Annotated in this window: 24 protein-coding genes, 1 tRNA gene and 1 pseudogene; 18 read left to right on the top strand and 8 right to left on the bottom strand. The window is 64.3% G+C overall.

The genetic code is table 11. The annotated features are described in order from the left end of the window. Positions 1-28: 28 nt before the first annotated feature. The 3 genes from UP06_RS34290 to UP06_RS34280 form a co-directional block, all read right to left on the bottom strand. Positions 29-1,306: an MFS transporter gene (locus tag UP06_RS34290; RefSeq protein WP_045008115.1), complete on the bottom strand. Its 1,278-nt coding sequence runs from the start codon at positions 1,304-1,306 to the stop codon at positions 29-31. Positions 1,307-1,371: 65 nt separating this feature from the next. Beyond that, on the bottom strand, positions 1,372-1,812 hold the full coding sequence (locus UP06_RS34285; RefSeq protein WP_045008114.1) for an EamA family transporter: 441 nt from the start codon (positions 1,810-1,812) through the stop codon (positions 1,372-1,374). A 189-nt stretch (positions 1,813-2,001) separates the two neighbouring features. Then, positions 2,002-4,479 carry a hybrid sensor histidine kinase/response regulator gene (locus tag UP06_RS34280; RefSeq protein WP_045008113.1) on the bottom strand — a complete coding sequence of 826 codons (2,478 nt, stop codon included), beginning with the start codon at positions 4,477-4,479 and terminating at the stop codon, positions 2,002-2,004. Positions 4,480-4,703: 224 nt separating this feature from the next. On the opposite strand from UP06_RS34280, the gene UP06_RS34275 reads away from it, so the two are divergent. The 4 genes from UP06_RS34275 (at position 4,704) to UP06_RS34260 (ending at position 9,301) form a co-directional block, all read left to right on the top strand. Further along, positions 4,704-5,786, top strand: a complete 1,083-nt coding sequence (locus UP06_RS34275; protein WP_045008112.1) for a zinc-binding metallopeptidase family protein — start codon at positions 4,704-4,706, stop codon at positions 5,784-5,786. A gap of 170 nt (positions 5,787-5,956) precedes the next feature. Continuing rightward, entirely contained in the window at positions 5,957-7,972 is a 2,016-nt protein-coding gene (locus tag UP06_RS34270; protein ID WP_045008111.1) for an acetyl-CoA carboxylase biotin carboxylase subunit, read from the top strand. 166 nt (positions 7,973-8,138) lie between these two features. Then, the gene (locus UP06_RS34265) at positions 8,139-9,005 is read left to right on the top strand and encodes an isocitrate lyase/PEP mutase family protein (protein ID WP_045008110.1); all 867 of its coding nucleotides are present in this window, start codon (positions 8,139-8,141) and stop codon (positions 9,003-9,005) included. Beyond that, positions 9,002-9,301: an acylphosphatase gene (locus tag UP06_RS34260; protein ID WP_045008109.1), complete on the top strand. Its 300-nt coding sequence runs from the start codon at positions 9,002-9,004 to the stop codon at positions 9,299-9,301. The genes UP06_RS34265 and UP06_RS34260 overlap by 4 nt, the downstream gene beginning before the upstream one ends. Positions 9,302-9,306: 5 nt before the next feature. Here the strand turns inward: UP06_RS34260 and UP06_RS34255 are convergent, their stop codons facing one another. After that, positions 9,307-10,827 (bottom strand): PAS domain-containing hybrid sensor histidine kinase/response regulator family protein, encoded by a 1,521-nt coding sequence (locus tag UP06_RS34255; protein ID WP_045008108.1) that lies wholly within the window; start codon positions 10,825-10,827, stop codon positions 9,307-9,309. 153 nt (positions 10,828-10,980) lie between these two features. Here UP06_RS34255 and UP06_RS34250 point away from each other — a divergent pair, with 153 nt between their 5' ends. From UP06_RS34250 to UP06_RS34240, 3 genes and pseudogenes are all read left to right on the top strand, one after another. After that, complete coding sequence (locus UP06_RS34250) at positions 10,981-11,538, top strand: GbsR/MarR family transcriptional regulator (protein WP_045008107.1); 558 nt, start codon at positions 10,981-10,983, stop codon at positions 11,536-11,538. Between the two features lie 17 nt (positions 11,539-11,555). Continuing rightward, positions 11,556-12,221, top strand: a complete 666-nt coding sequence (locus UP06_RS34245; protein WP_045008106.1) for a DUF4166 domain-containing protein — start codon at positions 11,556-11,558, stop codon at positions 12,219-12,221. Then, positions 12,218-13,653 (top strand): annotated as a pseudogene (locus UP06_RS34240) (TIGR01777 family oxidoreductase). The gene UP06_RS34245 and the pseudogene UP06_RS34240 overlap by 4 nt, the downstream one beginning before the upstream one ends. Position 13,654: 1 nt before the next feature. Here UP06_RS34240 and UP06_RS34235 read toward each other — a convergent pair. Further along, positions 13,655-14,509, bottom strand: a complete 855-nt coding sequence (locus tag UP06_RS34235) for a LysR family transcriptional regulator (RefSeq protein ID WP_082081822.1) — start codon at positions 14,507-14,509, stop codon at positions 13,655-13,657. A gap of 113 nt (positions 14,510-14,622) precedes the next feature. On the opposite strand from UP06_RS34235, the gene UP06_RS34230 reads away from it, so the two are divergent. Beyond that, a complete protein-coding gene (locus UP06_RS34230; RefSeq protein ID WP_045008105.1) occupies positions 14,623-15,045 on the top strand; it encodes a tautomerase family protein in 423 nt (140 codons plus the stop codon). A 54-nt stretch (positions 15,046-15,099) separates the two neighbouring features. Here UP06_RS34230 and UP06_RS34225 read toward each other — a convergent pair whose 3' ends face one another. Further along, a complete protein-coding gene (locus tag UP06_RS34225; RefSeq protein WP_045008104.1) occupies positions 15,100-15,813 on the bottom strand; it encodes a DNA helicase in 714 nt (237 codons plus the stop codon). A 198-nt stretch (positions 15,814-16,011) separates the two neighbouring features. Beyond that, a complete protein-coding gene (lipB, locus tag UP06_RS34220) occupies positions 16,012-16,749 on the bottom strand; it encodes a lipoyl(octanoyl) transferase LipB (protein ID WP_045008103.1) in 738 nt (245 codons plus the stop codon). A 90-nt stretch (positions 16,750-16,839) separates the two neighbouring features. Here lipB and UP06_RS34215 point away from each other — a divergent pair, with 90 nt between their 5' ends. Further along, positions 16,840-17,082, top strand: coding sequence for a FliM/FliN family flagellar motor switch protein (locus tag UP06_RS34215; protein WP_045008771.1), 243 nt, complete (start codon positions 16,840-16,842; stop codon positions 17,080-17,082). Between the two features lie 176 nt (positions 17,083-17,258). Next, a tRNA-Leu gene (locus UP06_RS34210) sits at positions 17,259-17,343 on the top strand. Positions 17,344-17,493: 150 nt separating this feature from the next. Here the strand turns inward: UP06_RS34210 and UP06_RS34205 are convergent. Beyond that, positions 17,494-18,447 carry a LysR family transcriptional regulator gene (locus tag UP06_RS34205; RefSeq protein ID WP_063778879.1) on the bottom strand — a complete coding sequence of 318 codons (954 nt, stop codon included), beginning with the start codon at positions 18,445-18,447 and terminating at the stop codon, positions 17,494-17,496. 147 nt (positions 18,448-18,594) lie between these two features. Between UP06_RS34205 and UP06_RS34200 the strand changes: the two genes are divergently transcribed. The 8 genes from UP06_RS34200 to UP06_RS34165 all read left to right on the top strand — a co-directional run bounded on the left by UP06_RS34200 (position 18,595) and on the right by UP06_RS34165 (position 26,288). Further along, on the top strand, positions 18,595-20,025 hold the full coding sequence (locus UP06_RS34200; protein ID WP_045008102.1) for an NAD-dependent succinate-semialdehyde dehydrogenase: 1,431 nt from the start codon (positions 18,595-18,597) through the stop codon (positions 20,023-20,025). Between the two features lie 53 nt (positions 20,026-20,078). Further along, a complete protein-coding gene (locus tag UP06_RS34195) occupies positions 20,079-21,053 on the top strand; it encodes a dihydrodipicolinate synthase family protein (RefSeq protein ID WP_045008101.1) in 975 nt (324 codons plus the stop codon). A gap of 41 nt (positions 21,054-21,094) precedes the next feature. Next, entirely contained in the window at positions 21,095-21,637 is a 543-nt protein-coding gene (locus tag UP06_RS34190; protein WP_045008769.1) for a 3-hydroxyanthranilate 3,4-dioxygenase, read from the top strand. 28 nt (positions 21,638-21,665) lie between these two features. Next, positions 21,666-22,841, top strand: coding sequence for an ABC transporter substrate-binding protein (locus tag UP06_RS34185; protein ID WP_045008100.1), 1,176 nt, complete (start codon positions 21,666-21,668; stop codon positions 22,839-22,841). A gap of 72 nt (positions 22,842-22,913) precedes the next feature. Further along, a complete protein-coding gene (locus UP06_RS34180) occupies positions 22,914-23,825 on the top strand; it encodes a branched-chain amino acid ABC transporter permease (RefSeq protein ID WP_045008099.1) in 912 nt (303 codons plus the stop codon). Continuing rightward, positions 23,822-24,841, top strand: coding sequence for a branched-chain amino acid ABC transporter permease (locus UP06_RS34175; RefSeq protein WP_245305622.1), 1,020 nt, complete (start codon positions 23,822-23,824; stop codon positions 24,839-24,841). The genes UP06_RS34180 and UP06_RS34175 overlap by 4 nt, the downstream gene beginning before the upstream one ends. Continuing rightward, complete coding sequence (locus UP06_RS34170; RefSeq protein ID WP_045008098.1) at positions 24,838-25,590, top strand: ABC transporter ATP-binding protein; 753 nt, start codon at positions 24,838-24,840, stop codon at positions 25,588-25,590. The genes UP06_RS34175 and UP06_RS34170 overlap by 4 nt, the downstream gene beginning before the upstream one ends. Continuing rightward, positions 25,590-26,288: an ABC transporter ATP-binding protein gene (locus UP06_RS34165; protein WP_045008097.1), complete on the top strand. Its 699-nt coding sequence runs from the start codon at positions 25,590-25,592 to the stop codon at positions 26,286-26,288. The genes UP06_RS34170 and UP06_RS34165 overlap by 1 nt, the downstream gene beginning before the upstream one ends. Positions 26,289-26,291 lie beyond the last annotated feature (3 nt).

The following is a 26,291-nucleotide window of genomic DNA, read 5'->3' as shown; positions in this document are numbered from 1 at the left end:
CACGTTCAGTCCTTGCAATGAGGTTGGCTCATTCGGCAGCGATAGCCGATGCCGGCGCCGGTGTCTTCCCCTCCGGGCGCGGTCCGCCATCGGCGATTTGCCGCGTCTCGGGCAGGGCGATAAGGCAGACGATGGCGCCGATCGCGGCCACCGCGCCGAGCGTGATGAACGCAGCGCTGTAGCCCGCGCCGACCACGACGAAGCCGGCCAGCGTCGTCGACAGCGCCGCACCGATGCTCTGCGCGGTGATGACGGCGCCTTGCGCGACGTTGAAGCGGCCGGTGTTGCGCATGAGGTCGGCGACGATCACCGGAAAGATCGCACCAAAAATGCCGGCGCCGACGCCGTCGAGAAGCTGCACGCCGACCATCCAGAACGGATTGTCGGAGAACGTATAGAGCGCTCCCCGAAGAGGCAGGATCAGCAACGCGGCGAGGAAGAAGCGCTTGTGGCCCCAGCGGTCGGCCTTCGCGCCGACCAACATCGCGAACGGCACCATCACCAATTGCGCCGCGACGATGCAGGCCGACATCAGGCTGGTGGCGATGTTCTTGTCCTGGAGCGCGAGTTTTTGCCCGACCAGCGGCAGCATCGCTGCGTTCGAGAGATGGAAGAGCAGGGCGCAGATCGCGAAGACGAGCAGCGGGCGGCAGGCAAGGAGCACGCCGAGACCGGACGGCCGGTCGTTCTGTGTGTCGGCGTCGTCGAACCCGCGGGCAAGATCGTGATCGATAGCGCGTTCGGGGATCATGAGGATGCTGACGAGGCTTGCGACCGCCATGGCGCCGAGAAGGTAGAACACGACGGTTGGCCCGAACCAATAGGCCGACAGTCCAGCAAGGCCCGCAGCGACCGCGTTGCCGGCGTGATTAAAAGTCTCGTTGCGGCCGATCCGCCGGGTGAAGGCGGCATGGCCAAAGATGCCGAGCGACACGGCGGCGATTGCAGGCGGAAAGACCACGGCGGCGCCCTGCGCAATGCCTTGCGAGATCGCAACCGGCAGGAAGCTCGGAAACAATGGCAGCGACAGCGAAGCGAGCGTCACCAGGATTGCGGCTGCGGCCATCACCAGCCGCTTCGCCCGTGTCGTATCGATCAGCGCACCGGCCGGCGTCTGCGCCACGATGCCGGCGATGGTTGCGATCGACATCACGAGGCCGATACGCGCTTCGTCCCAATGCTGCTCTGTGAGGAGATAGACGGCGAGATAGGGCCCGAGACCGTCGCGGACGTCGGCAAGGAAGAAGTTCGCTGCGTCCAGCGCACGGCCGGCCTGTCTCGCTTGGTCGGGGTTTTGGCTCGACATCGGTTTCTCGATCGAGGCTGGAAGCGCCCCGGCAGAAACTGATCTCGCGGCGGCTTTGTTCCGTCTCAAAACTTCACGGCCAGCAGCACCGCGCCGGCGCCGATCATGGCGATGCCGACCCAGCCCTGCGTGGTCGGGCGTTCACCAAGGAAGGCGAAGGCAAAAATAGCAACCAGCACGACGCTAAGCTTGTCGATCGGCGCCACCAGCGTCGCGGGCCCGAGTTTTAGCGCGCGGAAGTAGCAAAGCCAGGACGCTCCGGTTGCGAGCCCCGACAGCACCAGGAACAGCCACGTTTTTGACGAGACCGCCGACGGCACGGCGAACTGGCCGGTGAAGAACAGCAGCACCGAGAAGGCCAGCAGCACCACGATGGTGCGGATGAAGGTCGCAAGATCCGGATTGATGTTCTCGACGCCGATCTTGGCGAAGATCGCGGTCAGCGCTGCAAAACAGGCCGAGAGCAGCGCCCAGGTTTGCCAGGCGGAGAGGAGGGCGGGTTTCATGGGGCCGGTGTCCGATGTGTTGCAGTTGGTCGTCGTTATGCGGGTGGCTACACCCCAACACTCCGCCGTCGTCCCGGCGAAGGCCGGGACCCATACCGCGGAATCTCTCTCGAGGCACAGGCGTCGTCGTCCTTCGCCAAACACAATCCTGTGGTTATGGGTCCCGGCCTTCGCCGGGACGACGGGAGCTCACCGCGCCACCGACAGCTTCTCCGTGATCGCCTTGCGCAAAATGCGCGACAGCGACTCCACCGAATAGGGCTTCTGGATCAGCTCGAAGCCGCGATGCGCGTTTTCGGCGAGCACGTTGCTGTAGCCGCTGGTGAGCACGACGGGGAGGCCCGGATAGCGCTCGCGGATGATTCCGGCGAGCTCGACGCCGTTCATGCCGGGCATGATGACGTCGGAGAAGACGAGGTCGACGGCGAATTCGTTCTCGCCGAGGATGGCCAGCGCCGCATTGGCATGGGCGACGCGGCGGACGACGTAGCCGAGATCTTCCAGAAGCTCGGTCGAGAATTGGCCGACATCGTCATTGTCCTCGACCACGAGCACGCGATAGCCGCGTCCGGTGGTGGCAGCCTCGTGGGTCAGGGCTGCTGCTTCCTTCTCCGCGGCGGGGCTCTGCGCCTGCGGCAGATAGATGGTGAAAGTCGCCCCCTTGCCGGGCGTGCTGGTCACCGCGATGTCGCCCTCGGACTGCTTTGCGAAGCCAAAAGCCTGGCTCAGGCCAAGGCCGGTGCCCTTGCCGACTTCCTTGGTGGTGAAGAACGGCTCGAAGATCGAGTCGAGGTGTTCCGACGCTATACCGCTGCCGGTGTCGGCGACCGAGATTGCGACATAGTCGCCGCCGCGCGCCGATTGCTCGCGCAGGCTCGGGATGCCCAAAACCTTGCGGACCGCAATGATGAGACGGCCTTCGCCCTCCATGGCGTCGCGGGCATTGATGGCGAGGTTGATCAGCGCGGTCTCGAACTGGGCGATGTCGGCGATGGTGAAGCAGTCGGCATCATGGACCTCCACAGCGATCTCGATGCGGCCGCCGACCAGCGGCCGGACCAGCTGCGCCACGCCCTCGACCTGGCTGCCGACGTTGAAGATCTGCGGCTTCAGCGGCTGCCGGCGCGCAAAGGCCAAAAGCTGCGCGGTCAGCTTGGAGGCGCGCTCGACGGTGTCGGAGATGGCATCGACATAGCGGCGGCGGCGTTCCTCCGGCAGTTCGCGCCGGCGCAGGAAGTCGGTCGCCGAGCGAATGATGGTGAGGAGATTGTTGAAGTCGTGGGCAACGCCGCCGGTGAGCTGCCCGATCGCCTCCATCTTCTGCGACTGCCGCAGCGCTTCCTCGCCGCGCCGGCGCTCGGTGATGTCGACCATTTCAGGCACGGCACCCGTGATGTTGCCGTGGCGGTCGAGCACGGGGCGCATGCCAAACTCGAAATCGCGCTCGCCGATGGGAAGGCGCAGACGCATCTCCATCCGCACCGCTTCGCCCTTGAGCACGGTCTCGAAGGCCTCGCGCACGGTCGCGCTCATGCCGTGAGAACCGGTGAACCAGGGCGTCTCCCAGAACGGCTTGCCGATGACGTCCTGCGCTTCCGCGCGAATGCCGGCGAGAGCGGTCTTGTTGGCGTAAAGCAATTCGCCCTTGAGATTGACGAGGCCCTGATACTGGTTGCTGGTCTCCAGGATGGCGCGCAGCCGGGCCTCGTTGGATTCGAGCTCGGCGGTGCGCTCGACGATGCGCTCTTCCAGCGTCTCGTTGAGCTGCCGGAGCTCGATCTCGGCCTGCTTGGCGGCGGTGATGTCGTGGGCGACGCCGATGAAGCCGATATGCTTGCCGGTCGGGTCCCAGCGCGGCTGGGATTCCGAGCGCAGCCAGCGCCATTCGCCGTTGGCGTCCTTGTAGCGCGCTTCCAGCACGAAGGGCTTCAGCGACGCTTCGCCCTGGACGGATTGTTGCAGCACCTGCGGCAGGTCGTCGGGATGCAACACCTTGCGCCAGTCGAAGGCGATGGCCTGGTCGTAGGGCAGGCCGACGAAGTCGACATAGGCCTGGTTGGCGAAGGACCGTGTGCGGTCGAGTTTTGTGACCCAGATCGGCACCGGGGCGCTGTCGGCGATTAGCCGAAAGCGCTCCTCGCTCTCGCGCAGCGTCTCGCGCGCGACCATTTGAGCGGTGATGTCGATATGGGCACCGACGAGGCGGATGGCGCGACCGTCGGCATCGCGCTTGAGCTTGGCGACGACACGGATCCAGCGGGTCTCGCCGTCGCTGGGGCGGACGATGCGGTATTCGGCGGTGTAGTCTTCGCTGGTCCCGGCCAGGGCCTCCAGGAAATGTTTGACGGTCGCATCCCGGTCCTCGGGATGGATGCGATTGACCCAGTCGTCGTGGGACTCATCGGCGGCCTCGGACGGCAGCCCGTGGATCATCAGATATTCCGGCGAGCGGCGGTTCTTGAAACCTTCGCGGAAGTCGACCTCGAGCCCGCCGACCTTGCCGATGCGCTGGATCCGTGCCAGCTCCGCCTCGCGCTCCTGGAGCGCGCGATAGGCATTGTCGCGCTCGCGCGCGATCTCTTCGAGGTGCTGGCGCAGCCTTTCGGCGGCGATGGTTTCGGGCAAAGGATCGTTCAAGGCGTTGGCCGTTGTGATGCGTGTGCGCACGTGCCGGACCGATATTCACATAGACGGGGCGTGATGACCATTGTTCGAAGGGGAAAGAGCCTCAGGAACGGTCCCACGCCCTGCCAGACGCGGGAAAAGGTCCATCCGATCAACGTCGGGGCTGGCATTTTGTTCCGGATATTGGAACGATCAGCGATGGGGCGAGTCTTTGCGAGGCACCATAACTCTCATTGATAAAACTCCCTTTCGGAAGAGGCTAAATCTTGAAGCTCTTTGTCTGCCAGGCCTGCGGCAACGTCCTCTATTTCGAGAATCGCGCCTGCGAACGCTGTGGTCACCGGGTCGCCTTCCTGCCGGAGAAGGAGACGATGTCCGCGCTCGAGCCCGATGGCGAGGCTGATTGTGTGGCTTGGGCGACGCTCGCCGACAAGGGCAAGGGAAGGATGCTGTGCCGCAATGCCGAGCATGATGCCTGCAACTGGCTGACGGATACGGGCGATAGCACCGGTTATTGCCGCGCCTGCCGCCATAACGGCATCGTGCCGGACCTGTCAGATTCCGTCCAGCTTGCCGGCTGGCGCGAGCTGGAGATGGCCAAGCATCGGTTGTTCTATTCCCTGATCCGCTGGAAATTGCCGCTCCAGACCCGGCAGGACAATCCCGAGCACGGCCTGATCTTCCACTTCCTTGCCGACAATCTGAACAGCGGTGAGAAGATCATGACCGGCCATGACAACGGCCTGATCACGATCGCGCTCACCGAGACCGACGAGATCGAGCGGGAGCGACGCAGGCTGGAGATGGGCGAGCCGTATCGCACGCTGCTCGGGCATTTCCGCCACGAGGTCGGACACTATTTCTGGGACGTGCTGGTGCGCGACGGCGACAGGCTCGAAGAATGCCGCGCGGTGTTCGGCGACGATTCGGTCGATTACGGCCAAGCCTTGCAGCGCCATTATGCCGAAGGCGCACCGCCGGACTGGCAGCAGAACTATGTCTCGGCCTACGCCACGACGCACCCCTGGGAAGACTTCGCCGAAACCTGGGCGCACTATCTCCACATCGTCGACACCCTGGAGATGGCTTCCGAGTTCGGCATGGAGGTTCGGCCGCGGGTGGACCGCGATGGGGAGTTGTCGACGCGCATCCGCTTCAACCCCTATGAGGCAAAAGACGTCCAGACGCTCGTTGACGCATGGCTGCCGTTCACCTTCGCCATGAACAGCGTCAACCGCGCGATGGGGATGCGCGACCTCTATCCGTTCATCCTGTCGCCCGCGGTGGTTGCCAAACTGGGTTTCATTCACGGCCTGGTCCGGGACGCGGCCAAGGCCAAGGGGCGTTAGAAGCTGGGGGCTCGGCAGGGCCGGTTAGGCCCCGGTCTGGTACCCAGGGAGGTGGATTTTGACCGTTGCCTCCGCCCCATTTTGATGTACCACGGGAGCCACACGGCCCAGCCCCATAGGCCCCAACGGTCAGGGAAGGGTCCCGCCCAAGGTCGAGACTCAAGAAAAGCATGTTCAAACGCATTCTGATCGCCAATCGCGGCGAAATCGCCTGCCGGGTCATCAAGACCGCTCGCCGCATGGGAATTCAGACGGTTGCGGTCTATTCCGAGGCCGACCGCGATGCCCTCCATGTCGAGATGGCCGACGAGGCCGTTTTGATCGGCCCGCCCGCTGCGGCCGAGAGCTACCTGGTGATCGAGAAGATCGTCGAGGCCTGCCGCAAGACCGGCGCCGAGGCCGTGCATCCCGGTTATGGCTTCCTGTCCGAGCGCGAGGCGTTTCCGCGCGCGCTGGAGGCGGCCGGCATCGTCTTCATCGGCCCGAACCCGGGCGCGATCGCGGCGATGGGCGACAAGATCGAATCCAAGAAGGCCGCCGCCAAGGCCAAGGTCTCGACCGTGCCCGGCTATCTCGGTGTGATCGAGGACGACAAGCACGCGGTGCGCATCTCCGACGAGATCGGCTATCCCGTGATGATCAAGGCCTCCGCCGGCGGCGGCGGCAAGGGCATGCGCATTGCGCATTCGAAGGCCGAGGTCGCCGAGGGTTTTAATCTCGCCAAGGCCGAGGCCAAGGCCTCGTTCGGTGACGACCGTGTCTTCGTCGAAAAATTCATCGTCAATCCCCGCCACATCGAGATCCAGGTGCTGGGCGACAAGCACGGCAACGTCATCTATCTCGGCGAGCGCGAATGCTCGATCCAGCGCCGCAACCAGAAGGTCATCGAGGAAGCGCCGTCGCCGCTGCTCGATGAAGCCACCCGCCGCAAGATGGGCGAGCAGGCGGTCGCGCTGGCCAAGGCCGTGAACTACGACTCCGCCGGCACCGTCGAGTTCGTCGCAGGGCAAGACAAGAGCTTCTTCTTCCTGGAGATGAACACGCGCCTCCAGGTCGAGCATCCCGTCACCGAGCTCGTCACCGGCATCGACCTCGTCGAGCAGATGATCCGCGTTGCCGCCGGCGAGAAGCTTGCGCTTGCGCAGAAGGACGTCTCGCTCAAGGGCTGGGCTGTGGAATCGCGCCTCTACGCCGAAGATCCCTTCCGCAACTTCCTGCCGTCGATCGGGCGCCTGGTGAAGTATCGCCCGCCGGCGGAAGTGAGCAAGGACGGCATCACCGTCCGCAACGACACCGGCGTGCAGGAGGGCGGCGAGATCTCGATCCATTACGATCCGATGATCGCCAAGCTCGTCACCCATGCGCCCTCGCGCGCCGCCGCGATCGAGGCGCAGGCAACCGCGCTGGACTCGTTCTACGTCGACGGCATCCGCCACAACATCCCGTTCCTGGCGGCGCTGATGCACCATCCGCGCTGGCGCGAGGGCAACCTCTCGACCGGGTTCATCGTGGAAGAATTCCCCAAGGGATTTGCTGTGCGCGCGCCGGAAGGCGAGGTCGCGCGTCGCATTGCGGCGGTCGGCGCCGCGATCGATCACGTGCTCGGCGAACGCAAGCGGCAGATCTCGGGCCAGATGGGCGGCCGCGTCGTGCAGCGCGAGCGTCGTCGCGCGGTGTGGCTCGACCGCCAGGAGATCCTGCTTGAGGTCGCGCGCGAAGGCGACGCGATCGCTGTGCGCTTCGTCGATGCCGACGGTAAGACCGGCAATGCGCATCTGTTGCAGTCGCCGTGGAAGCCGGGAGATCCGGTCTGGCAGGGCACCATCGACGGCCATGTCGTCGCGGTGCAGGCGCGCCCGATCGCGAACGGCATCCGCCTCGCGCATCAGGGCGTCGAGGTGCCGGTCTATGTCTGGACCGAAGCGGAAGCCGCGTCGGCACGGCTGATGCCGGTGACGACGGCCTCCGACACCGGCAAGAAGCTGCTTTGTCCGATGCCCGGCCTCGTGGTCTCGATCGCGGTGACCGAGGGGCAGGAGGTCAAGGCCGGCGAGACGCTCGCGGTCGTCGAAGCCATGAAGATGCAGAACGTGCTCCGCGCCGAGCAGGACGGCACCGTGAAGAAAGTCCACGCCAGCGCCGGCGCAACGCTCGCGGTGGATGCGCTGATTTTGGAGTTTGCGTAGGGTGTGAGTGGGGTAGGCGGTCGGTCTCCCCAAGCGCCGTCATTGCGAGGAGCCCTTAGCGACGAAGCAATCCAGTCTGTGTCCGCGGATGCATTCCTGGATTGCTTCGCTTCGCTCGCAATGACGGAGTATGCTGCGGCCTCCGTGACCCAATCGAGACAGCACCATGGCCTTCCGTTCCCGCCGCGAAAAACTGCGATCGATCCTGTCGGGCTCGGCCTGCATCCATCCCGGCTCGGTCTACGACGCCATCTCGATCCGCATTGCCGAGGACCTCGGCTTTCCGCTCGGTATGTTCGGCGGTTCGGTCGCTTCGCTCGCCGTGCTCGGCGACCCTGATATCACGCTGATCACGCTCACGGAGCTTGCTGAGCAGATGCGGCGGATGTCGCGGGCGGCGGCGCTGCCGGTGCTGGTCGATGCCGACCACGGCTATGGCAATGCACTCAACGTGCGCCGCACGGTGCAGGAGCTGGAGACGGCGGGCGCTGCCGGCCTCACCGTCGAGGACACGTTGCTGCCGGGGGCTTTCGGCGAGACGAAAGCGCAGTTGATCTCGCTGGAAGAAGGCGTCGGCAAGATGAAGGCGGCACTCAGCGGCCGCAGCGATCCCTCGCTTGTCATCATGGGCCGCACCGGCGCGCCCTCGATCAGCTCGCTCGACGACACCATCCGCCGCGCGCAAGCCTATGAGGCCACCGGTGTCGATGCGCTGTTCTTCACGGGCATCAAGTCGCGTGCCGAGTTCGAGGCGATTGTCGCCGCTACGAAGCTGCCAATCGTGCTGGGCGGCGCGCCGGAGGAATTGAACGCGCTCGACCATCTCGCCGCCCAGCGCGTGCGCATCGCACTCCAGGGCCATGCGCCGATCGCGGCCGCGACACAAGCCGTTTACGACACGCTGAAGGCGCTGCGCGAGGGCACGCCGCCGAAAGCGCTCAGGGGTCTCGCATCGTCCGAGTTGAATGGCCGCGTCATGCGCGAGTCTGACGTCAAGGCGCGCAGCGCCGACTTTCTCGGGCTAAAAAAATGAGCCGGGTGATCCTCCAGGTCATGATCAGCGGCCGCGTCCAGGGCGTCGGCTATCGGGCTTGGGTCGAGTCCCAGGCAGTGGCCTGCGGGCTTGAAGGTTGGGTCCGCAACCGCCGCGACGGCAGCGTCGAGGCACTGTTCGCTGGCGTGCCGAAGCACGTCGCCGACATGGTGGCACTGTGCCGCCACGGCCCGCCGTCCTCGCGCGTCGACAATGTCACCAGCGAGACCGCCAGTGTGGACGAGTTGAACCTGCGCAGGGCAGGGGAAGCATTTTCGGTGTTACCGACGGTGTAGCAGCTTTATCGCGGCAGCTTCGAAATCGCCTCGCTGAGCTCGTGGATCTCGTAGGGCTTGCGCAGGATCGGAAAATCGCCGCGGACGTCGGCGGCGGCTTCGCTGTACCCGGTGGCGAGCAGGATCGGCAGGCCGGGGTGGATCTGGCGCAGATGATGGGCGAGGCCGAGCCCATCCATCTTGCCGGGCATGACGATGTCAGAGAACACGAAGTCGACGCCGTTGTGCTCAAGCTCGCGCAGCGCCGATTCGGCATCGGAGACGCGGCGGACGCGGTAGCCGAGCTGCTCCAGCAAGCCGATGCTGACAGTCGCGACCTCGGGATTATCCTCGACCAGCAGCACTGTGCCGCTACCGCGGAACGACGATGCCTCTGCCGTTTCCCGCACCGGCGCGTCCGTTCCGCGCGGCAACAGGATGGTGAAGGTGGTGCCTTTGCCGAGCTCACTTGCGACCTTCACGGTGCCGCCGGCCTGGTGCGCGAAGCCATGCACTTGGGATAGACCGAGACCCGTGCCCTTGCCGATCGGCTTGGTGGTGAAGAACGGCTCGAAAATCTTGTCGATGACGTCGGAGGGAATCCCGAGCCCGGTGTCGGCGACGTCGATCGCGACGAATTCGCCGGTCGGCAGCGTCTCGTCCAGCGCGACGTTGCGGGCGCTGATCGTCACCGTGCCGCCGTCGGGCATCGCATCGCGGGCATTGATGACGAGATTGAGCAGCGCCGTCTCGAGCTCAGAGGCGTCGGTCCTGATCGGCCAGACATCGCGGTCGATGTCGAAAGCAAGACGCACGGAACTGCCGACGCCGGCATCGAGCACCTCGCGGATCGCCGCGATGCGATCGGTAAAATCGATCGCCTGCGGATTGACGCTCTGACGCCGCGCGAAGGTCAGGAGCTGACTGGTCAGCGCGGCGCCGCGCTTGGTCGCGGTCTCGATCGCCGAGATCGCGCGCTGAAGCTTGGCGTCGTCGGCGGCGTCCCTCTTCAGGATGTGAAGGCTGCCGCTGATGATCATCAGGAGGTTGTTGAAGTCGTGCGCAACGCCGCCGGTGAGCTGGCCGAGCGCGTCAAACTTCTGGGACTCGGCGAGCTGTTTCTGCATCACCTCGAGCTTGACCTGGGTGTTGCGGCGTTCGGTGATGTCGCGCGTGATCTTGGCATAGCCGATGAGCCGGTCGTCCTCATAGATCGGGTCGATCACGACGCTCGCCCAGAAGAAGGTGCCGTCCTTGCGGACGCGCCAGCCTTCCTCCTCGTAGCGGCCCTTGTCCCGGGCAATGCCGAGCGCCCGCGCAGGCTTGCCGTTGGCCCGATCGACCTCGGTGTAGAAGCGGGAAAAATGCTGACCGACGATCTCTTCGGATGAATAGCCCTTGATGCGCTCGCCGCCGATGTTCCAGCTCGTGACGATCCCCGAGGGGTCGAGCATGTACAGGGCGTAGTCGGCAACCCCCTCAACCAACAGCCGGAAACTGCGTTCGCTTTCGAACAAGTCTCGCAGTTGACTGGACTTTTTGAACATTCCTGAAACCCCGCCTCGACCGGTGCAAACGTGGGATGGACCCATTTGTTCCCGGTCCCTGGAACAATTTTAGGCAAGTTCACTGGTCCGTATGCATGGAAAGCTGTGCGCGGACCGCTTGACATCGGCACAGTCTCGTCAGATAGTTCTGTTATGACAGAAACAACCGGAAAGAAGAAACTCCCCGCCGCCGTCGAGCGCTTCATCCTGCATTGGGGCGATATGGGCGACGGGTGGGGCGTCAACCGCTCGGTCAGCCAGATCCACGGGCTGCTCTATCTGGCCGAAGCACCGATGACCGCCGAGGACATCGCCGATACGCTCGGCATGGCGCGCTCCAACGTCTCCAACTCGATCAAGGAGCTGCTCGCCTGGAACCTGATCCGTCGGGTGCCGATCCTCGGCGACCGCCGCGATCACTACGAGGCCGAGACCGACATCTGGGAGGTCGCCGCGCGGATCGCGGCGCGGCGCAAGGAGCGGGAGCTCGATCCAGCGATCACGGCGCTCAGGGCCTGCGTGTCCGATGCCGCCGACGATCCGACCATCAGTCCGGTCGCAGCCAAACGGCTGAAGGAGATGCTGGCCTTCACCGAGCTCGCCGACCACTGGTTCATGCAGATGCTGAAAGTGCCGCGGCCGCGGCTGGTCGCCTTGATGCGGCTTGGCGAGAAGATCGCCAATTTGCTGCCGCTGGGCAAAGCCAAATAGCGTTGGGGAGGGTTGCGATGACGTCGGCAAGATTATCAGGCTCCAACGCACCTCCTTCCGCTCACATCAAACTGCTCGACGATCGGCGTTTTCGCGCACTGTTGTCGGACGAGGATTGGGGCCGCCTGCCGCTCGCGACCTGGCGGCGCTTTTCCAAACGCGTCGCCGATGGCGACAGCGTCGTCTATGTCGGCGTGGTCGACGAGGTCGGCTTCAGCGACATCGGCTGGTGGTTCGCCCAAGTCGCGCGTCTGATCGGCGGTCCGCTGCCGACCGGCCGCGACACCGGTGTGCCCATGATCGTCACGGTCACCGAGGACGGTGCAACCGGCGGCCAGACCTGGACCCGCATCTGCGCGCGCAAGCGCGGCTTTCCGCAAGTGATCCATTCCGCCAAACGCTTTGCCGGCCCGACCGGGCTCGAGGAATATGTCGGCTTCGGCGTCTCGATGGCGCTGCGCATCGCGGTCGAAGGCCAGACGCTGACCTTCCGAAGCGCCGGCTACGGCCTCCAGTTCGGAAGCTTGTGGATCCCGCTGCCGCAATGGCTCACGCCGGGCGATCTCACGGTGACGCATAGCGATCTCGGCGAGGGCGCCTTCCGCTTCACTCTCGATGTCGTTCACCCGCGTTACGGTGCGCTGATCCACCAATCCGCAATGTTCAGGGAGGCCGTATCATGACGCCGCTGTTGTGGACCCTCATCGCTATTCAGATCGTGATGGGCGTGTTCGACACCTTCTATCACCACGAATTCACCGAGCGCCTGGCCTGGCGTCCGTCGCAGCGTTTTGAGCTGAAGCTGCACGGCATCCGCAACATGCTCTATGCGCTGTTGTTCCTGCTGCTAGGCTGGCTCGAGGTTTATGGTGTGCTGGCGCTCTTGATCGTCGCAGTCCTGGTCGCCGAGATCGCCATCACGCTGATGGATTTCGTCGAGGAGGATCTGAGTCGGAAGCTGCCGCCGAGCGAGCGGATCAATCACACGCTGCTCGCGATCAATTACGGCGCCATCCTGGTGCTGCTGTTGCCCGTGCTGATCGATTGGGCGATGCAGCCCTTCGGGGTGACCGTCGTGTACCAGGGCCTGCTTAGCGTTGCCGCGACGGCCTGCGCGGTCGGCGCGGCGCTCTGCGGCGCCAGGGATTTCGCGGCGATGCGCCGGCTCGGCCGCATGAAGAGCGTGCCCGCACACGGACTTGTTGACAAAATTCCAGGCCGCAAGACCGTGCTGATCACCGGCGCGACCGGCTTCATCGGGAGCCGCCTTGCAGCAAGCCTCAGCGGGGCAGGGCATCACTCATCGCGCTGATCCGCAACCCCGCCAAGGCCGAGATGTTGCCGCCGCCGGTTACGCTGATCACTAGCCTCGATCAGCTCGCCTCGGACACGCATATCGACGCCATCGTCAATCTCGCCGGCGAGCCGATCGGCAACGGTCTGTGGACCGAGGCGAAGCGCGCGAAAATTGTCAACTCGCGCATCGACATGACCGGTGAGATCGTAAAACTGATCGCGCGGCTCGACCACAAGCCCGATGTGCTCGTCAGCGGTTCCGCGATCGGCTGGTACGGCCTGTGGGCCGACCAGGTGCTGACGGAGTCTGCGAAGTCGCACGCATGCTTCAGCCACGAGCTCTGCGCGGCCTGGGAGAAGGCGGCGCGGCCGGCGGAGGAGCTTGGCGTCCGCGTGGTCTGCTTGCGCATCGGCCTCGTGCTGGGCACGGAAGGAGGCTTCATCACGCGCATGCTGACGCCGTTCGAGTTCGGCCTCGGCGGTCCCCTCGGCACCGGGCGGCAGTGGATGTCGTGGATCGAGCGCGACGACCTCATCCGGCTGATCGCTTATGTGGTGGCAACGCCCGATCTCGCCGGCCCCGTCAATGCCACCGCGCCGATCCCCGTCACCAACGCAAAATTCACCGAGGAGCTCGGCCGCCGCCTGCACCGGCCCGCCGTGTTCCGCATCCCCGGCGGCCTGCTGCGCCGGATCGGCGGCAGCTTCGCCGACGAACTCCTGCTCGGCGGCCAGCGCGTGCTGCCGAACAAGGCGCTCAGCCGCGGCTTTGTGTTTCGGCACGAAACGTTGCGCAGCGCGTTCGAGGCGATCTTGTGAGTCAGACCACCGCAACGCTCCGGAACGTCGCCGCCACCGCACGCAGCGCCGCCAGTTTCGCGGGATCGCTGACCTTCGAATGCAGCATCACCTTCGAGCTGCCGAGTTTCGGCAGCTTGTGCGCAGGCCCGATATCGACCAGCCCGGCAGGCGCGATCCGCCGCGCCAAGGGTGCGATCGCAAGTCCGGCAAGTGCTGCCGCGACCACCGCCGTGACACCGCCGCCGACAAAGCGTTCGCGCCAGGCGATGTCGGCCTTGTCGAGCACGCGCACGGCGATAGCGCGAACGCCGCAGGGCGGGGCAAGGGTCGCGAGCGGCAGCGGCTGGCCGTGCGGCAGGGCGAAGCGTCTCGATGCGAACCAGCCGAATTCGTCCTCGGTGAGTTTTTCGCCGCCGCGCCGGCTGCCTTCCTGGCGGACGATCACCGCGTCCAACTGGCCTGCGTCATAAGCATCCTGCATCTCGCGAGAGAAGCCGATGGTGACGGCGATCGTGAGGTTCGAGGACATCGCGTGCAGCCGTTCGAGCAGCGGCACCAGCACCGGGCCTGCGGCGTGATCGGAGATGCCGAGCGAAAGCGATTGTGCCGTCGGTGCCTCGCCCGACAGCGCGCGGTCATGTGCCTGCATCAGCGCACGTGCGCGATCGAGGAACGCTGCGCCGTCGGCCGTGAGCCGAACCGCGCGCGGCGAACGCTCGACGAGCCGCTTGCCGAGCAGCGTCTCCAGCCGTTGCAGCTTGAGGCTGACAGCCGCCTGCGTCGTGCCGAGTGTCTCGGCAGTGCGGGTAAAGCTCTGGAGGTCGGCGACCAGCAGGAAGGCCTGGACGGTGGCGATGTCGAGTGTGGCTATCATTATGAATGATTATCACTGGTATCAATAGAGATAATATACCAAAATGATGGTGGGAGGTCTAGATTCTCGTCAACGCCGCACGAACCCCGCGCGACATTCTGAGGAGAACGACCATGCCGCTGATCACCGTGTCCTACACCAGCTCCCGCCAATCGCCGTCGCTGAAGGCCGACATCGCCAACGCCGTGTCCGAGCTCACCGCAAAAATCCTGCACAAGGATCCGAAGGTCACCGCCATCGTCGTGAAGTCGGTGGAGGCGAGCGACTGGTTCGCCGGCGGCAGATCGCTCGCCGAGCAAAAGCTCGCAAGCTACTGGATCGACATCCACGTCACCGAGGGCACCAACACCAAGGACGAGAAGGCCGCTTATCTCGCCGCCATGTTCGAGCGCATGGCCGAGATCCTGGGCCCGCTGCATCCCGAGACGTACCTTCATGTCGACGAGGTCAAGGGCGATGCCTACGGCTTTGGCGGCCTGACCCAGGAGCGCCGCTACATCGCCGGCAAGCTCGAGGTTTCGCTGAAGGCGGCGTGATGGCGCAAGCCGCGGGTGAGCATCTCACCCGCGGCCCAAGCTCGCAGGGAACCGTCAGCTCGCCGCCCGGAATTGAACTTCGGAATTGTTCAGGAAGCAGGTCTTGTCGAACAGCTTCAAATCCAGCGGGTTCGGCAGCCTGACATCGCTGAGGTCGGGGCAGGGCTTGATCGAGGGATCATAGGAGCGATCGATCTGCGAGATGAAGACGACGATCAGGCCCTTGTCGCGTGCGAAGGATTTCAGCGCGCGCACCTGAACGGTCAGGTCGGGGTTTTCCCGCCGCTGATCGAGCAGTTGCAGATAGTCGATCACCACCACCGTGCCGCGGGGAGCCGCGGCCATCTGCTTGACGACGTAATCGGCGCTGATGGCGTCGGAGCAATCGACCTCGAACATGTCAGCGAATTGCGCCGGGTCCACGCCGATGACCCGGAAGCGGTCCAGGACATCTCTCTCGGTATATTCCAGCGAGAAGAACGCGGCGCGATGGCCCGACCTCATCGCCTCAACGGCAAGTTCGAGGCTCATCAGCGTCTTGCCCTGACCGGGACGTGCCCCGACCAGCACCAGGTCTCCCGGCTGGAATTGCGGGAAAAGTCGATTGGCCGGCGTCGCTGCGGCGGCTTTCGCTGCGAGCATGCTCCAGGCGGAAAACCCTTCCGTCGAGGCGACGCGGTCAAGCGCATCGTGGAGCGGAATGCCTTCCTCGCGCGACATGCGTTTCGCCTTGCGCTTCAGATGATAGATGGGTGCAGACAGTCTCATCGTGAAAACCTCCCATTACGAGCTAAAGCGCAATCCCTCCTTATGCCTGGCGCTCGAACAGTCGGTCCGATGATCAACTCGCCCGGCATGAAGTCTACTTTCCCGGCGGAGGGGGGAGGCGTGGGCGACACCCGAAACAAGCTTAGCCGATTCCGCGCTCGCGGAGAACGGGACCTGTGCGTGTCCAACAGGAAAGCGCTAGACGGCCGCTTCCGGCAGCAGCGCGCGGGTCGGCCCGAACAGCTTCTCAAAGGCCTGCCGGAGCGCGATGTCGACGTCGGCCATGGTCGCGAGCTGGCCGAGATCGACCAGCGAGGTGACGCCGTAGCGGGGATCGGCGACGCCGCAGGGCACGATCCCTGCGAAATGCGCAAGCTCCGGCTCGACATTGATGGCGATGCCGTGGAACGAGACCCAGCGCTTCAGCCGGACGCCGATGGCGGCGATCTTGTCCTCGTGCCCCACGCCCTTGTCGGGCCGCTTCACCCAGACGCCGACCCGGTCCTCGCGACGCTCGCCGCGGATGTTGAAGGCGGCGAGCGTCTTCAGGATCAGCTCCTCCAGGCTGGCGACATAGGCTCGCACATCCGGCCGGCGGCGCTTGAGGTCGAGCATGACATAGGCCACCCGCTGGCCCGGGCCGTGATAGGTGAGCTGCCCGCCACGCCCGGTGGCAAAGGTCGGGAATCGCGCGTCGAGCACGTCGGACGCCTTGCCTGAGGTGCCGGAGGTGTAGAGCGGGGGATGTTCGAGCAGCCAGGCCAGCTCCGGAGCTTCGCCCGCCGCAATCGCGGCGACGCGCGCTTCCATTTCGGCCACGGCCTCCGGATAGGGGACAGGGGCGTCCGAGATTCGCCATTCGACGGGCGCGCCACGTGCGGCGGAAAACGACGTCAAATCCAAGTCTTGGCGGGGATTTTGGGGCGAATTAACCATTGGCTAACCATAACCGGGTGATGATCGCAGGCGCAAATACCAAGATGCCAAGTCCTTTGGCGTAAGTCCCAAGTTGCGGTGGTGCTGACAGTGCCTACTCTCGACAAAGTCACCGTGGATCTCATGGTCGTCCTCGGAACGACCACCATGCCGATCCATCAAGTATTACGTCTTTCCCGCGGCGCCATCATCGAGCTGGACGCAACCGAGGCCGACGAGGTCAAGGTTTTGGCGAATAATCTCCCGGTCGCTTCCGGCGTCGTGCTGGTCGACCGCAACCGGATCGCGGTCGAGGTCAAGCAGATGCTGCCACGCACGGCTGGCATGCGGTAGCGGCCCGGGGCACGCCGTAGCGGCCCGGGCACCCGGTAGGGCGGCTCGGAGCTCAGGAACTTTCTTCCCAAGCTTGTGGAATTCGGGGCCTTTGCAGGCTTGTACCCCTCTGATGGATTTGTTAGATCGGCGCCGTTGATCCGGCAGGCCTCAAGCCTTAAGCCGGCATCCCCAAAGCGCTCGTGGCGGAATTGGTAGACGCGCTGCCTTGAGGTGGCAGTGAGTAAAATCGTGGGGGTTCGAGTCCCTCCGAGCGCACCAGCCTCTAAATTCAATATTGATATTGTTGAGCTTTTTGCTCGAGCGGGTCCCGTTTTGAACGCGTTGGGAACGTATCCCCGGGTTTGAGCGGCGGGACGTGGATGGTGCTGCCCTGAGTTGGTGGCCGAGATCAGCGATCCGATTCCACTGTCACCGATTCATGCGGTTCCCTTTGGCTCGACGGGGCAACTTCGGGGGTTGCTTGTCGGGGCGCGAGCCGCTGGTCGACTTGCGCAAGAAGCGCACGAAGGCCTGGGTGGCTGGCGCGACTTCGCGTCCGGATCGGGTGATGAGCGTGATGTCGCGTGCAATCGCCGGCTCCAGAGGCGAACCGGAAATATCGAGGGATTGCGCGCCGGCCCAAGCGTATGTCGGAAAGACGCCGATGCCGAGCCCAGCCTCCACCAAGGCCAGCGCGGTGGTGATCCAGGTCACCTCGTAGGCGGGCACAAGTTTGATGTGAGCAGCCTCGAAGCCGACCTCGACGAGTATCCTGATTCCGCTGTCACGCGTCAGCGTCACCAGGGGCAGGCCTTCAAGCTCCTTCCAGTGCACGGACTTCCGTTTGGCGAGCGCGTGATTGGGCGCGCAGAACACCATCAGATTGTCACGGGCAAGCAGGGTCGACGTGATGCCTTCCTCGCCGGCGTGGAACGTCCCGACGCCGCAATCGACTTGCCCTGAGCGTACCATCTCGACGATCTGGTCCGATCGTGCATCGATCAAGCGGACCGTAATCCCTGGATATTTCTCCTGGAAGTCGACAATCGCCTTGGGGACGACCGCAGCCGCGAGCAGGGGTGGGGCCGCGACAATGACGCGCCCGCGTTTGCGTTCCGCAAGGCCTTGCGCGTTGCGCGCTGCGATGTCGAGCTCTTCGATGGCCTTCGCCGCGATCGTGCGGAATTCGGCTCCGGCTTCGGTCAGTTCGACCCGGCGGGTCGTCCGGTCAAAAAGGCGGATGCCCAGTTCGGCTTCCAGATCGCGGACCTGCTGCGATAGCGCCGGCTGCATCGTGTGCAATTGTTCGGCGGCGCGGGTGAAGCTGCCGAGCGCGGCGACCTGGAGGAAAGCATTGATCTGGCGGATGGTGATGTTCATCATTCATATCGAATACGTTATCAATCGATAATAATTATAGCGATTGCCGCCTAAACGCCAGTGCCCCTTAATCGCGTCACGACATGGATCGGCCGCTCCGCGCGGGACATCTTTCGATCCATGCTGGTCTGACCGATGTCGAGGCGCCCAATGCTCCAGTATCCCGATCTTCAACTCTATATCGGCGGCTCCTGGCGACGGGGCACGCCCGGTCAGCCCGTGTTCAATCCAGCCGATGAGAGCGTGATCGGAGCCATTCCGGCAGCTTCGCGATCTGATCTCGACGACGCGATCGCAGCCGCGGCGGATGGCCTCAAGGTCTGGAGCAAGACGTCGCCGGCCAGGCGAGGGGAGATCATCCGAAAGGCGGCCGCGCTGATGCGCGAGCGGATCGAGGAGATCGCATTCGCGATCACACTCGAGCATGGCAAGCCGATCGCCCAGGCGCGTCTCGAGGTAATCCGGGGCTGCGAGTTTTTCGAGTGGGACGCCGGCGAAGGGCAGCGCACCTATGGCCGGGTGATCCCGAGCGAACCGGGGATCAAGTACATCGTCGTCCACCGGCCGATCGGGGTCGTCGCGGCGTTCTCTCCGTGGAATTTCCCGATGAGCCAGCCCGCGCGCAAGATCGGCGGAGCGCTCGCGGCGGGCTGTTCCATCATCCTGAAAGCGGCCGAAGAGACGCCGGCAGGCGCGCTGCACATTGCAAGGGCCTTTCACGATGCAGGCTTGCCCGCGGGTGTCCTCAATCTCGTCTTCGGCGTGCCGTCCGACATTTCGGAATACCTCATCCCGCAGGATCCGATCCGGCTGGTGGCTTTCACCGGATCGACGGCCGTCGGCAAGCGACTGACCGAGATGGCGGGCCGCCACGCGAAGCCGGTGTTGATGGAATTGGGCGGGCACGCGCCGGTCATCGTTTGCGACGACGTCGATCCGGTCGAGACCGCAATCATGTCGGCGGTGCGCAAGTTCAGAAACGCTGGGCAAGTCTGCACCTCGCCGACGCGGTTCTTCGTTCAGCAGCCTCTCTATGAGCGCTTCGCCAAGGCGTTCGCGGAGAAGGCGAAGGCGATTACGGTTGGGCGTGGTCTCGATGAAGCCACGGAGATGGGGCCGCTGGCCAATGGCCGCCGGGTGGAGGCAATGGAAATGCTGGTGGCCGATGCCAGGGCGAAGGGCGCCAGGGTTCTCGCCGGCGGCGAACGGCTCGGCAATCGCGGCTATTTCTTCTCGCCGACCGTGCTTGCGGACGTGCCGGATGACGCCAGAGCGATGCGCGAGGAGCCGTTCGGCCCGCTGGCCCTGATCAATCCCGTGGAGACGCTGGACGACGCCATTGCCAAGGCGAACGCACTGCCGTTCGGGCTTGCTGCCTACGCATTCACCAACTCTGCGCGCAACGCGGATCGTCTCGCCGAGGATGTCGAGGTCGGCAATTTCTCCATCAACACCCTGGAGGCGTCCGTCGCCGAAACGCCGTTTGGCGGCGTGAAGGAGAGCGGGTTCGGCCGCGAAGGCGGTGCCGAAGGTCTGTCGCACTACACGATCGTGAAGAACGTGTCGCATCGGCTCACATAAGGCGCCTCACGAGGATCGCAGGGCGGGCAAGGATCGATAAGGATCGAACAGCCATGAAGTACGCAAAGAAGGACGCAAAAGCCTACGCTAGATCCCACATGAAGGGGATTTGGGCTGCCGCGCTGATGCCGTTCAAGCCGGATCTCTCGATGGACGAGGAGGGCTTCCGGAGCAACGTCGCGCACTGGACCGGTGAGCTCGGGATCGACGGGCTTTTCATCGCCGGCAAGCAGGGCGAATTCTTCTCGATGTCTCTCGACGAGCGCAAGCGCTCCTTCGAACTGGCGGTCGCCGCTTGCGAAGGCCGAGGGGCGACGATCATGTCGTGCTCGGATCAGAATATGGACGTCGTGATCGAACTCGCGAGGCACGCGCAGAAGATCGGTGCCGACTATATCGTTGTCCACGCGCCCGTGTTGCATTTCTTCAAGGCACAGGAAGAGACGATCTTCAACTACTACAAGACGATCGCCTCCAAGGTCGATATTGGCATCGCGCTGTGGAGTCATCCGGACAGCGGTTACCTGTTGTCGCCCGAGCTTTGCAATCGGCTCGCCGATATCGAGAACGTGGTCGCGATCAAATACAGCGTCCCGCGCCCGATGTACCAGGAACTGACCCGTCTTGCCGGTGATCGTATCCTGGTCAGTACTGCGTCCGAAGAGGAGTGGTTCGACAACATCGTGGAGCTCGGTTGGCAGCTTTATCTCTGTTCATCGCCGCCGTATCTCCTGCAGTCCGCCACGGACCGGCGCATGCGCACCTACACCGATCTGGCTTTTGCGGGCCGAATCGAGGAAGCGCGCGCCGTACGCGACAGCCTCAATCCCGTGCGCGCCGCTCTGCATCGCACGCGGCCGCTGGAAAAGCCGCAGGCGCATCAGAAATATTGGCAGGAGCTGCTTGGACAGGCCGGCGGCGCGGTTCGGCCGCCGCTGCTGCCGTTGACTGACGAGGAGCGCGCCGCGACCGGTCGCGCGTTCGAGGCGTGCGGTTTGAAGGTGACACCGCGGCAGGCGGTCGGTTGAATTCACAGACGCAGCGAGCAAGGAGAGAATCGATGAGCAAATTGGGACGGTTGCAAGCCTTCAATTTCTCCAAATGGATCGACGAGCACCAGCATCTTCTGAAGCCGCCGGTCGGCAACCAGCAGGTCTGGAAGGATGCAGATTTGATGGTCACGGTGGTCGGTGGCCCCAACCAGCGCACCGATTTTCACGACGATCCGGTCGAGGAGTTCTTCTATCAGCTCCGCGGGAACATGGTGTTGAAGGTCGTTGACGACGGCAAGCACTACGACGTGCCGATCAAAGAGGGAGAGATATTCCTGCTGCCGCCGCATGTGCGCCACTCGCCGCAGCGGCCGCAGGAAGGTTCGGTCGGTCTCGTGGTCGAGCCGAAGCGCCCCGACGGCGTGCTCGACGCATTCGAATGGTACTGCTTCAAGTGCGAAGGGCTGGTGCACCGCGTCGAGGTGGATCTCGAGAGCATCGTCGACGATCTACCGCCGCTCTACAGCGCTTTCTACGGCAACGAGGCGGCGCGCACTTGCCCTCACTGCAAGACGCTGCACCCCGGCAAGATACCCCCGGCAGGGTGGGTCAAACTCTAGGCGCGTTCGGGACAACACGGGGGACCACATGAAGAGCTTCAACGTTGCCGCCATGGCGGTTCTGGTTGTGCAGGCCGCCTGGGCGGCACCGGCGTCCGCGCAGGATGCGGTCAAGATTGGCGTCATCACCTCACTGTCTGGTCCGGGCGGCTATCTCGGCCAGGATATCCGCGACGGCATTGCGCTTGCCATCCAATTGGGAGGCGGCAAGCTCGGCGGGGTGCCGGTGCAGACCATCGTCGAGGATGATGGGGCCAAGCCGGGGCAGGGCAAGCAGATCGTCGATCGCTTGCTGAAGAACGACAAGGTCAAGATATTCACGGGCATTGTGTTTTCCAACGTCGCGGGTGCCACTGTTCCCGATGTGCTCGACGCCGGCGCATTCTACGTCAGCCCCAATGCGGGACCATCGACCTTTGCGGGTAAGGACTGCCACCCCAACTACTTCGTCGTATCGTGGCAGAATGACTCGCTGCACGAGAGCGCGGGCCAGCTTGCCAACCAGCTCGGATACAAGAGCGTCTACCTGGTGGCCGCCAACTATCAGGCCGGCAAGGATGCGCTCGAAGGCTTCAAACGCTTCTACAAAGGCAAGGTCGCCGGCGAGAGTTTCACGCGTCTGGATCAGACCGACTTCGCCGCCGAGTTCGCTCAGATCCGGGCCGCCGGTCCGGAAGCGGTTTTCCAGTTCGAGCCCGGGGGGCTGGGCATCGCGTTTCTGCGTCAGTACCAGCAGGCCGGCCTGACGGACAAGATCCCGATGGTGGTCGCGGCGCCATCGCTCGACGCTGTGACGCTCTCGGTCGTGGGCGATGCAGCGCTTGGCGTCAACGTCACGTCGCACTGGAATTCGGACTTCGACAACCCCGCGAACAAGGCATTCGTGGCGGCCTGGGAACAGGCCTATCACCGACCGGCGACCTATTATGCGAGCCAGGGATACGACACGGCGATGGCGATCGGCGCCGCGCTGAAAGGCGTTGGCGGGAAGCTGGATGATGCCAACGCGTTTCGCCAGGGCATGATGAAGGCCGACTTCCAGTCCGTGCGCGGCAGCTTCAGGTTCGGCCCGAACCAGCATCCCGTTCAGGACTGGTACGCCTTGAAGGCCGAGAAGGGCGCAGACGGCAAGCTCGCGCTCGTGACCAAAAGCAAGATCCTTTCGGATCACGGTGATGCTTACGCAAAGGAGTGCAAATTCTGATCGCCGGCGGCCGCGCATGTCACGCGCGCCGCTTGACTGTCCCGTTACGTCGAACCTGACGCGGATTGCCGCATGATCATCCTGGAGCAGATACTCAACGGCGTGCAGTTCGGCCTGACGCTGTTCCTGATGTCCGCCGGCCTCACCCTGATTTTCGGGATCATGGGCGTGATCAATCTCGCGCATGGTTCGCTCTACATGATCGGCGCCTATGCGGCGGCGTTGACGGCTGTCCGCACCGGGTCGGTCTGGCTCGCGCTGGTGGGCGGACTTGCCGCGGCGGCGCTGGGCGGGATCGTCATCGAATTTGCCGTGGTGCGGCGTCTCTACGTGCGAAATCATCTCGATCAGGTGCTGGCGACCTTCGCTCTGGTCTTGATCATCAACCAGGGCGCCAACATGCTGTTCGGCCGCCAGCCGTTGTTCGTTGCGATGCCGCCGGCGCTGTCCGGATCAGTCACGCTGCTGCCGGGGCTGACCTATCCGGTCTACCGCCTGCTGGTCATCGCGGTCGGGGCCACCGTCGCGGCGGGCCTGTTCGCGATGATCCACTGGACCCGCATCGGCATGCTGGTGCGTGCGGGCGCGACGCATCGCCAGATGGTCCGCGCGCTCGGCGTGAATGTCGCGCTGCTCTATACCGCCGTATTCGGCATCGGTGCGCTGCTGGCCGGGCTCGCGGGCGTGATCGCTGGGCCGATCACCTCCGTCCAGGTCGGGATGGGTGAGCAGGTCCTGATCCTGGCGTTTGTGGTCGTCGTGATCGGCGGCCTCGGTTCGGTGCGCGGCGCCTTCTTCGGCGCCATCGCTGCGGGCCTCGTGGACACGCTGTCGCGGGCCTTCCTGCCGACGCTGTTCCGCCAGATCATGGACGGCTCCAACGCCGACGCGCTGGCGAGCGGAATGTCGGCGATCAGCATCTATCTCCTGATGGCGCTCGTGCTGTTGATGCGCTCGCAGGATCTTCTCGCGGAGAAGTCATGACGTCGGATACGCTGGAAGCGCGGCGCTCGGGACGGACATACGCTTTCCCCATGTCGCGTATCGTCATCTTCGTGATTGCGGTCGCAATCCTGGCTTTGGTGCCCGCTGGCGCGACCGCGTTGCACATGCCGTCGGTGACGGGCTTTGCGACGCAGGTGCTGATCTATGCGATCGCCGCGATGAGCCTGAACCTCATTCTGGGTTACGGCGGGATGGTCACCTTCGGCCACGCAGCGTTCTTTGGCGTTGGCGGCTATGTGCTTGGCATCCTGTACCAGCATTCCGCCCAGCGCAGCGCCTTTCTCGCTCTGGTGCCGGGCACCGACAATCTGGCGGTCGCGCTGCTGGCGGCCGTGCTGATCGGCGCGGCGACGGCAGCGGTGATCGGCAGCCTGTCGCTCCGGACGAGGGGCGTGCCGTTCATCATGATCACGCTTGCATTCGCGCAGATGCTGTTCTTCCTGTTCGTGTCGCTGAAGACCTATGGCGGCGACGACGGATTGATGATGCGCCGGCGCGACGTCGTTCCGTTCATCGATGCTCGCGACGATATCAGCTACTACCTGATCTGTCTGACGCTGGCTGTCGGCTGGCTCGTCCTCACCTGGTGCCTGGTGCGTTCCAGATTTGGGGCCGTGCTGTCGGGACTTCGGCAGAACGAGCGCCGCATGATGGCGATCGGCATCGCGCCTTATCGCTACCGCTTGGTTGCGTTTGTGATCGCGGGGGCTGGCGCGGCTCTCGCAGGGGCGCTGATGGCGAACTATTTGCGCTTTGTCAGCCCGGACATGATGCATTGGACCAAATCGGGCGAGCTGATGATGATGGTCATCCTCGGCGGCGCCGGAACGCTTTTCGGTCCGATCCTTGGTGCGGCCGCGATGCTTGCGCTGGAGACAGCGCTCGCGGCCTATACCGAGAACTGGCAATTCTATCTCGGCATCATCCTGCTGGCGGTCGTGATGACCACACGGGGAGGCCTCTCCGCGTTGCTCGATCGAGCGAGCGGCCGATGACGTCGCCGATGCTCGAACTGCGAGGGGTGTGCAAAAGGTTCGGCGGCCTGACGGCGACCGATGATGTCTCATTGGCGATATCGCCGGGTGAACTACATGCGATCATTGGTCCCAACGGCGCAGGCAAGACCACGTTGCTCAATCAGGTGGCGGGCGAGTTGCGTCATGACGCCGGCGCCATTCTGCTCGACGGCCACGAGATCGGCACGCTGCCGCCTTGGGAGCGGGTGGGGCGTGGCCTCGCCCGCACTTTCCAGATCACCCAATTGCTGCCGGACGAAACCGTCCTGGACAATGTCACATTGGCGGTGCAGGTCCAACGCGGTCACAGCTTCCGTTTCTTCGCCGACGCGCGGAGCGATCCTGATGCGCATGCGCAGGCAGCGCAGTTTCTTCAGGACGTCGGCCTCTCCGCGAGCGCTTCGGTACGCGTGGCTGATCTCTCGCATGGCGAACGCAAGCAGCTCGAACTTGCGGTGGCGCTTGCCACTCGCCCGTCACTGCTCCTGCTCGACGAGCCGATGGCCGGCCTGAGCCTCGTGGAAAGCCAACACATGGTGGCGTTGCTGCGCAGGATCAAGGGACGGGTCACCATGGTGTTGGTCGAACACGATATGGATGCGGTGTTCGCATTGGCGGACCGCATCTCGGTGCTGGTTTATGGGCGGGTGATGGCCACGGGCAGTAGCGACGACGTCCGGGCGCATCCGGCTGTCCGGACTGCCTATCTCGGCGAGGACGGCGACTGATGCTGAAGCTCTGCAACGTCCGCGCGGCATACGGCACGAGCCAGGTGCTGTTCGATGTCAATCTGGAGGTGCCGGACGGCAAGATCGTCACCTTGCTCGGGCGCAACGGCATGGGAAAGACGACGACCGTGCGGGCCATCATGGGGCTGCTGTCGCCCGGTGAAGGCGTGAGCTTCGACGGTCAACCGATTGGGCGCGCTGCTCCGGAGGCGATCGCGCGGCGCGGCATCGGACTGGTACCGGAGGGGCGTCTGGTCTTCCCGACCCTGACCGTGCGCGAGAACCTGGTCGCGACCGCGGCCAATCGTGCCGGGCGCGCCGAACCATGGACCGAGCAGCGGATCTACCGGCTGTTTCCGCGACTGGGCGAACGGGCGAAGCAATATGCCGGGACGCTCTCCGGCGGCGAGCAACAAATGCTCGCCATCGGCCGTGCGCTGATGACCAACCCAAAACTCCTGATCCTCGACGAAGCGACCGAGGGCCTCGCCCCGATCATCCGCGGCGAGATTTGGCGCTGCATCGCGGCGCTGAAGGCGCAGGGACAGTCGATCCTGCTGATCGACAAGAACATGGCGGCGCTGAAGCGGCTCGCCGATCACCATTACGTCCTGGAGAAGGGCCGCACCGTGTGGAGCGGCGACAGTGCCGCGCTTGAGCGCGATGCCGCCAGCGTCGAACGCTTCGTCGGGCTGTGATTG

It is taken from the genome of Bradyrhizobium sp. LTSP857 (genome assembly GCF_000938285.1).
Classification (GTDB): domain Bacteria; phylum Pseudomonadota; class Alphaproteobacteria; order Rhizobiales; family Xanthobacteraceae; genus Bradyrhizobium.
The sequence above is the reverse complement of the archived record's forward strand: the minus strand, read 5'-3'. Positions and strand labels throughout refer to the sequence as shown.

Bases quoted from the DNA above. Each gene is read 5' to 3' on its own strand.
- UP06_RS34255 (WP_045008108.1), bottom strand. From the start codon at position 10,827: ATGTTCAAAAAGTCCAGTCAACTGCGAGACTTGTTCGAAAGCGAACGC.
- UP06_RS34225 (WP_045008104.1), bottom strand. From the start codon at position 15,813: ATGAGACTGTCTGCACCCATCTATCATCTGAAGCGCAAGGCGAAACGC.
- UP06_RS34205 (WP_063778879.1), bottom strand. From the start codon at position 18,447: ATGATGAACATCACCATCCGCCAGATCAATGCTTTCCTCCAGGTCGCC.
- UP06_RS34185 (WP_045008100.1), top strand. From the start codon at position 21,666: ATGAAGAGCTTCAACGTTGCCGCCATGGCGGTTCTGGTTGTGCAGGCC.
- UP06_RS34165 (WP_045008097.1), top strand. From the start codon at position 25,590: ATGCTGAAGCTCTGCAACGTCCGCGCGGCATACGGCACGAGCCAGGTG.
- UP06_RS34235 (WP_082081822.1), bottom strand. From the start codon at position 14,509: ATGATAGCCACACTCGACATCGCCACCGTCCAGGCCTTCCTGCTGGTC.
- UP06_RS34200 (WP_045008102.1), top strand. From the start codon at position 18,595: ATGCTCCAGTATCCCGATCTTCAACTCTATATCGGCGGCTCCTGGCGA.
- UP06_RS34285 (WP_045008114.1), bottom strand. From the start codon at position 1,812: ATGAAACCCGCCCTCCTCTCCGCCTGGCAAACCTGGGCGCTGCTCTCG.
- UP06_RS34265 (WP_045008110.1), top strand. From the start codon at position 8,139: ATGGCCTTCCGTTCCCGCCGCGAAAAACTGCGATCGATCCTGTCGGGC.
- UP06_RS34230 (WP_045008105.1), top strand. From the start codon at position 14,623: ATGCCGCTGATCACCGTGTCCTACACCAGCTCCCGCCAATCGCCGTCG.
- lipB (WP_045008103.1), bottom strand. From the start codon at position 16,749: ATGGTTAATTCGCCCCAAAATCCCCGCCAAGACTTGGATTTGACGTCG.
- UP06_RS34250 (WP_045008107.1), top strand. From the start codon at position 10,981: ATGACAGAAACAACCGGAAAGAAGAAACTCCCCGCCGCCGTCGAGCGC.
- UP06_RS34170 (WP_045008098.1), top strand. From the start codon at position 24,838: ATGACGTCGCCGATGCTCGAACTGCGAGGGGTGTGCAAAAGGTTCGGC.
- UP06_RS34260 (WP_045008109.1), top strand. From the start codon at position 9,002: ATGAGCCGGGTGATCCTCCAGGTCATGATCAGCGGCCGCGTCCAGGGC.
- UP06_RS34175 (WP_245305622.1), top strand. From the start codon at position 23,822: ATGACGTCGGATACGCTGGAAGCGCGGCGCTCGGGACGGACATACGCT.
- UP06_RS34245 (WP_045008106.1), top strand. From the start codon at position 11,556: ATGACGTCGGCAAGATTATCAGGCTCCAACGCACCTCCTTCCGCTCAC.
- UP06_RS34290 (WP_045008115.1), bottom strand. From the start codon at position 1,306: ATGTCGAGCCAAAACCCCGACCAAGCGAGACAGGCCGGCCGTGCGCTG.
- UP06_RS34180 (WP_045008099.1), top strand. From the start codon at position 22,914: ATGATCATCCTGGAGCAGATACTCAACGGCGTGCAGTTCGGCCTGACG.
- UP06_RS34270 (WP_045008111.1), top strand. From the start codon at position 5,957: ATGTTCAAACGCATTCTGATCGCCAATCGCGGCGAAATCGCCTGCCGG.
- UP06_RS34195 (WP_045008101.1), top strand. From the start codon at position 20,079: ATGAAGTACGCAAAGAAGGACGCAAAAGCCTACGCTAGATCCCACATG.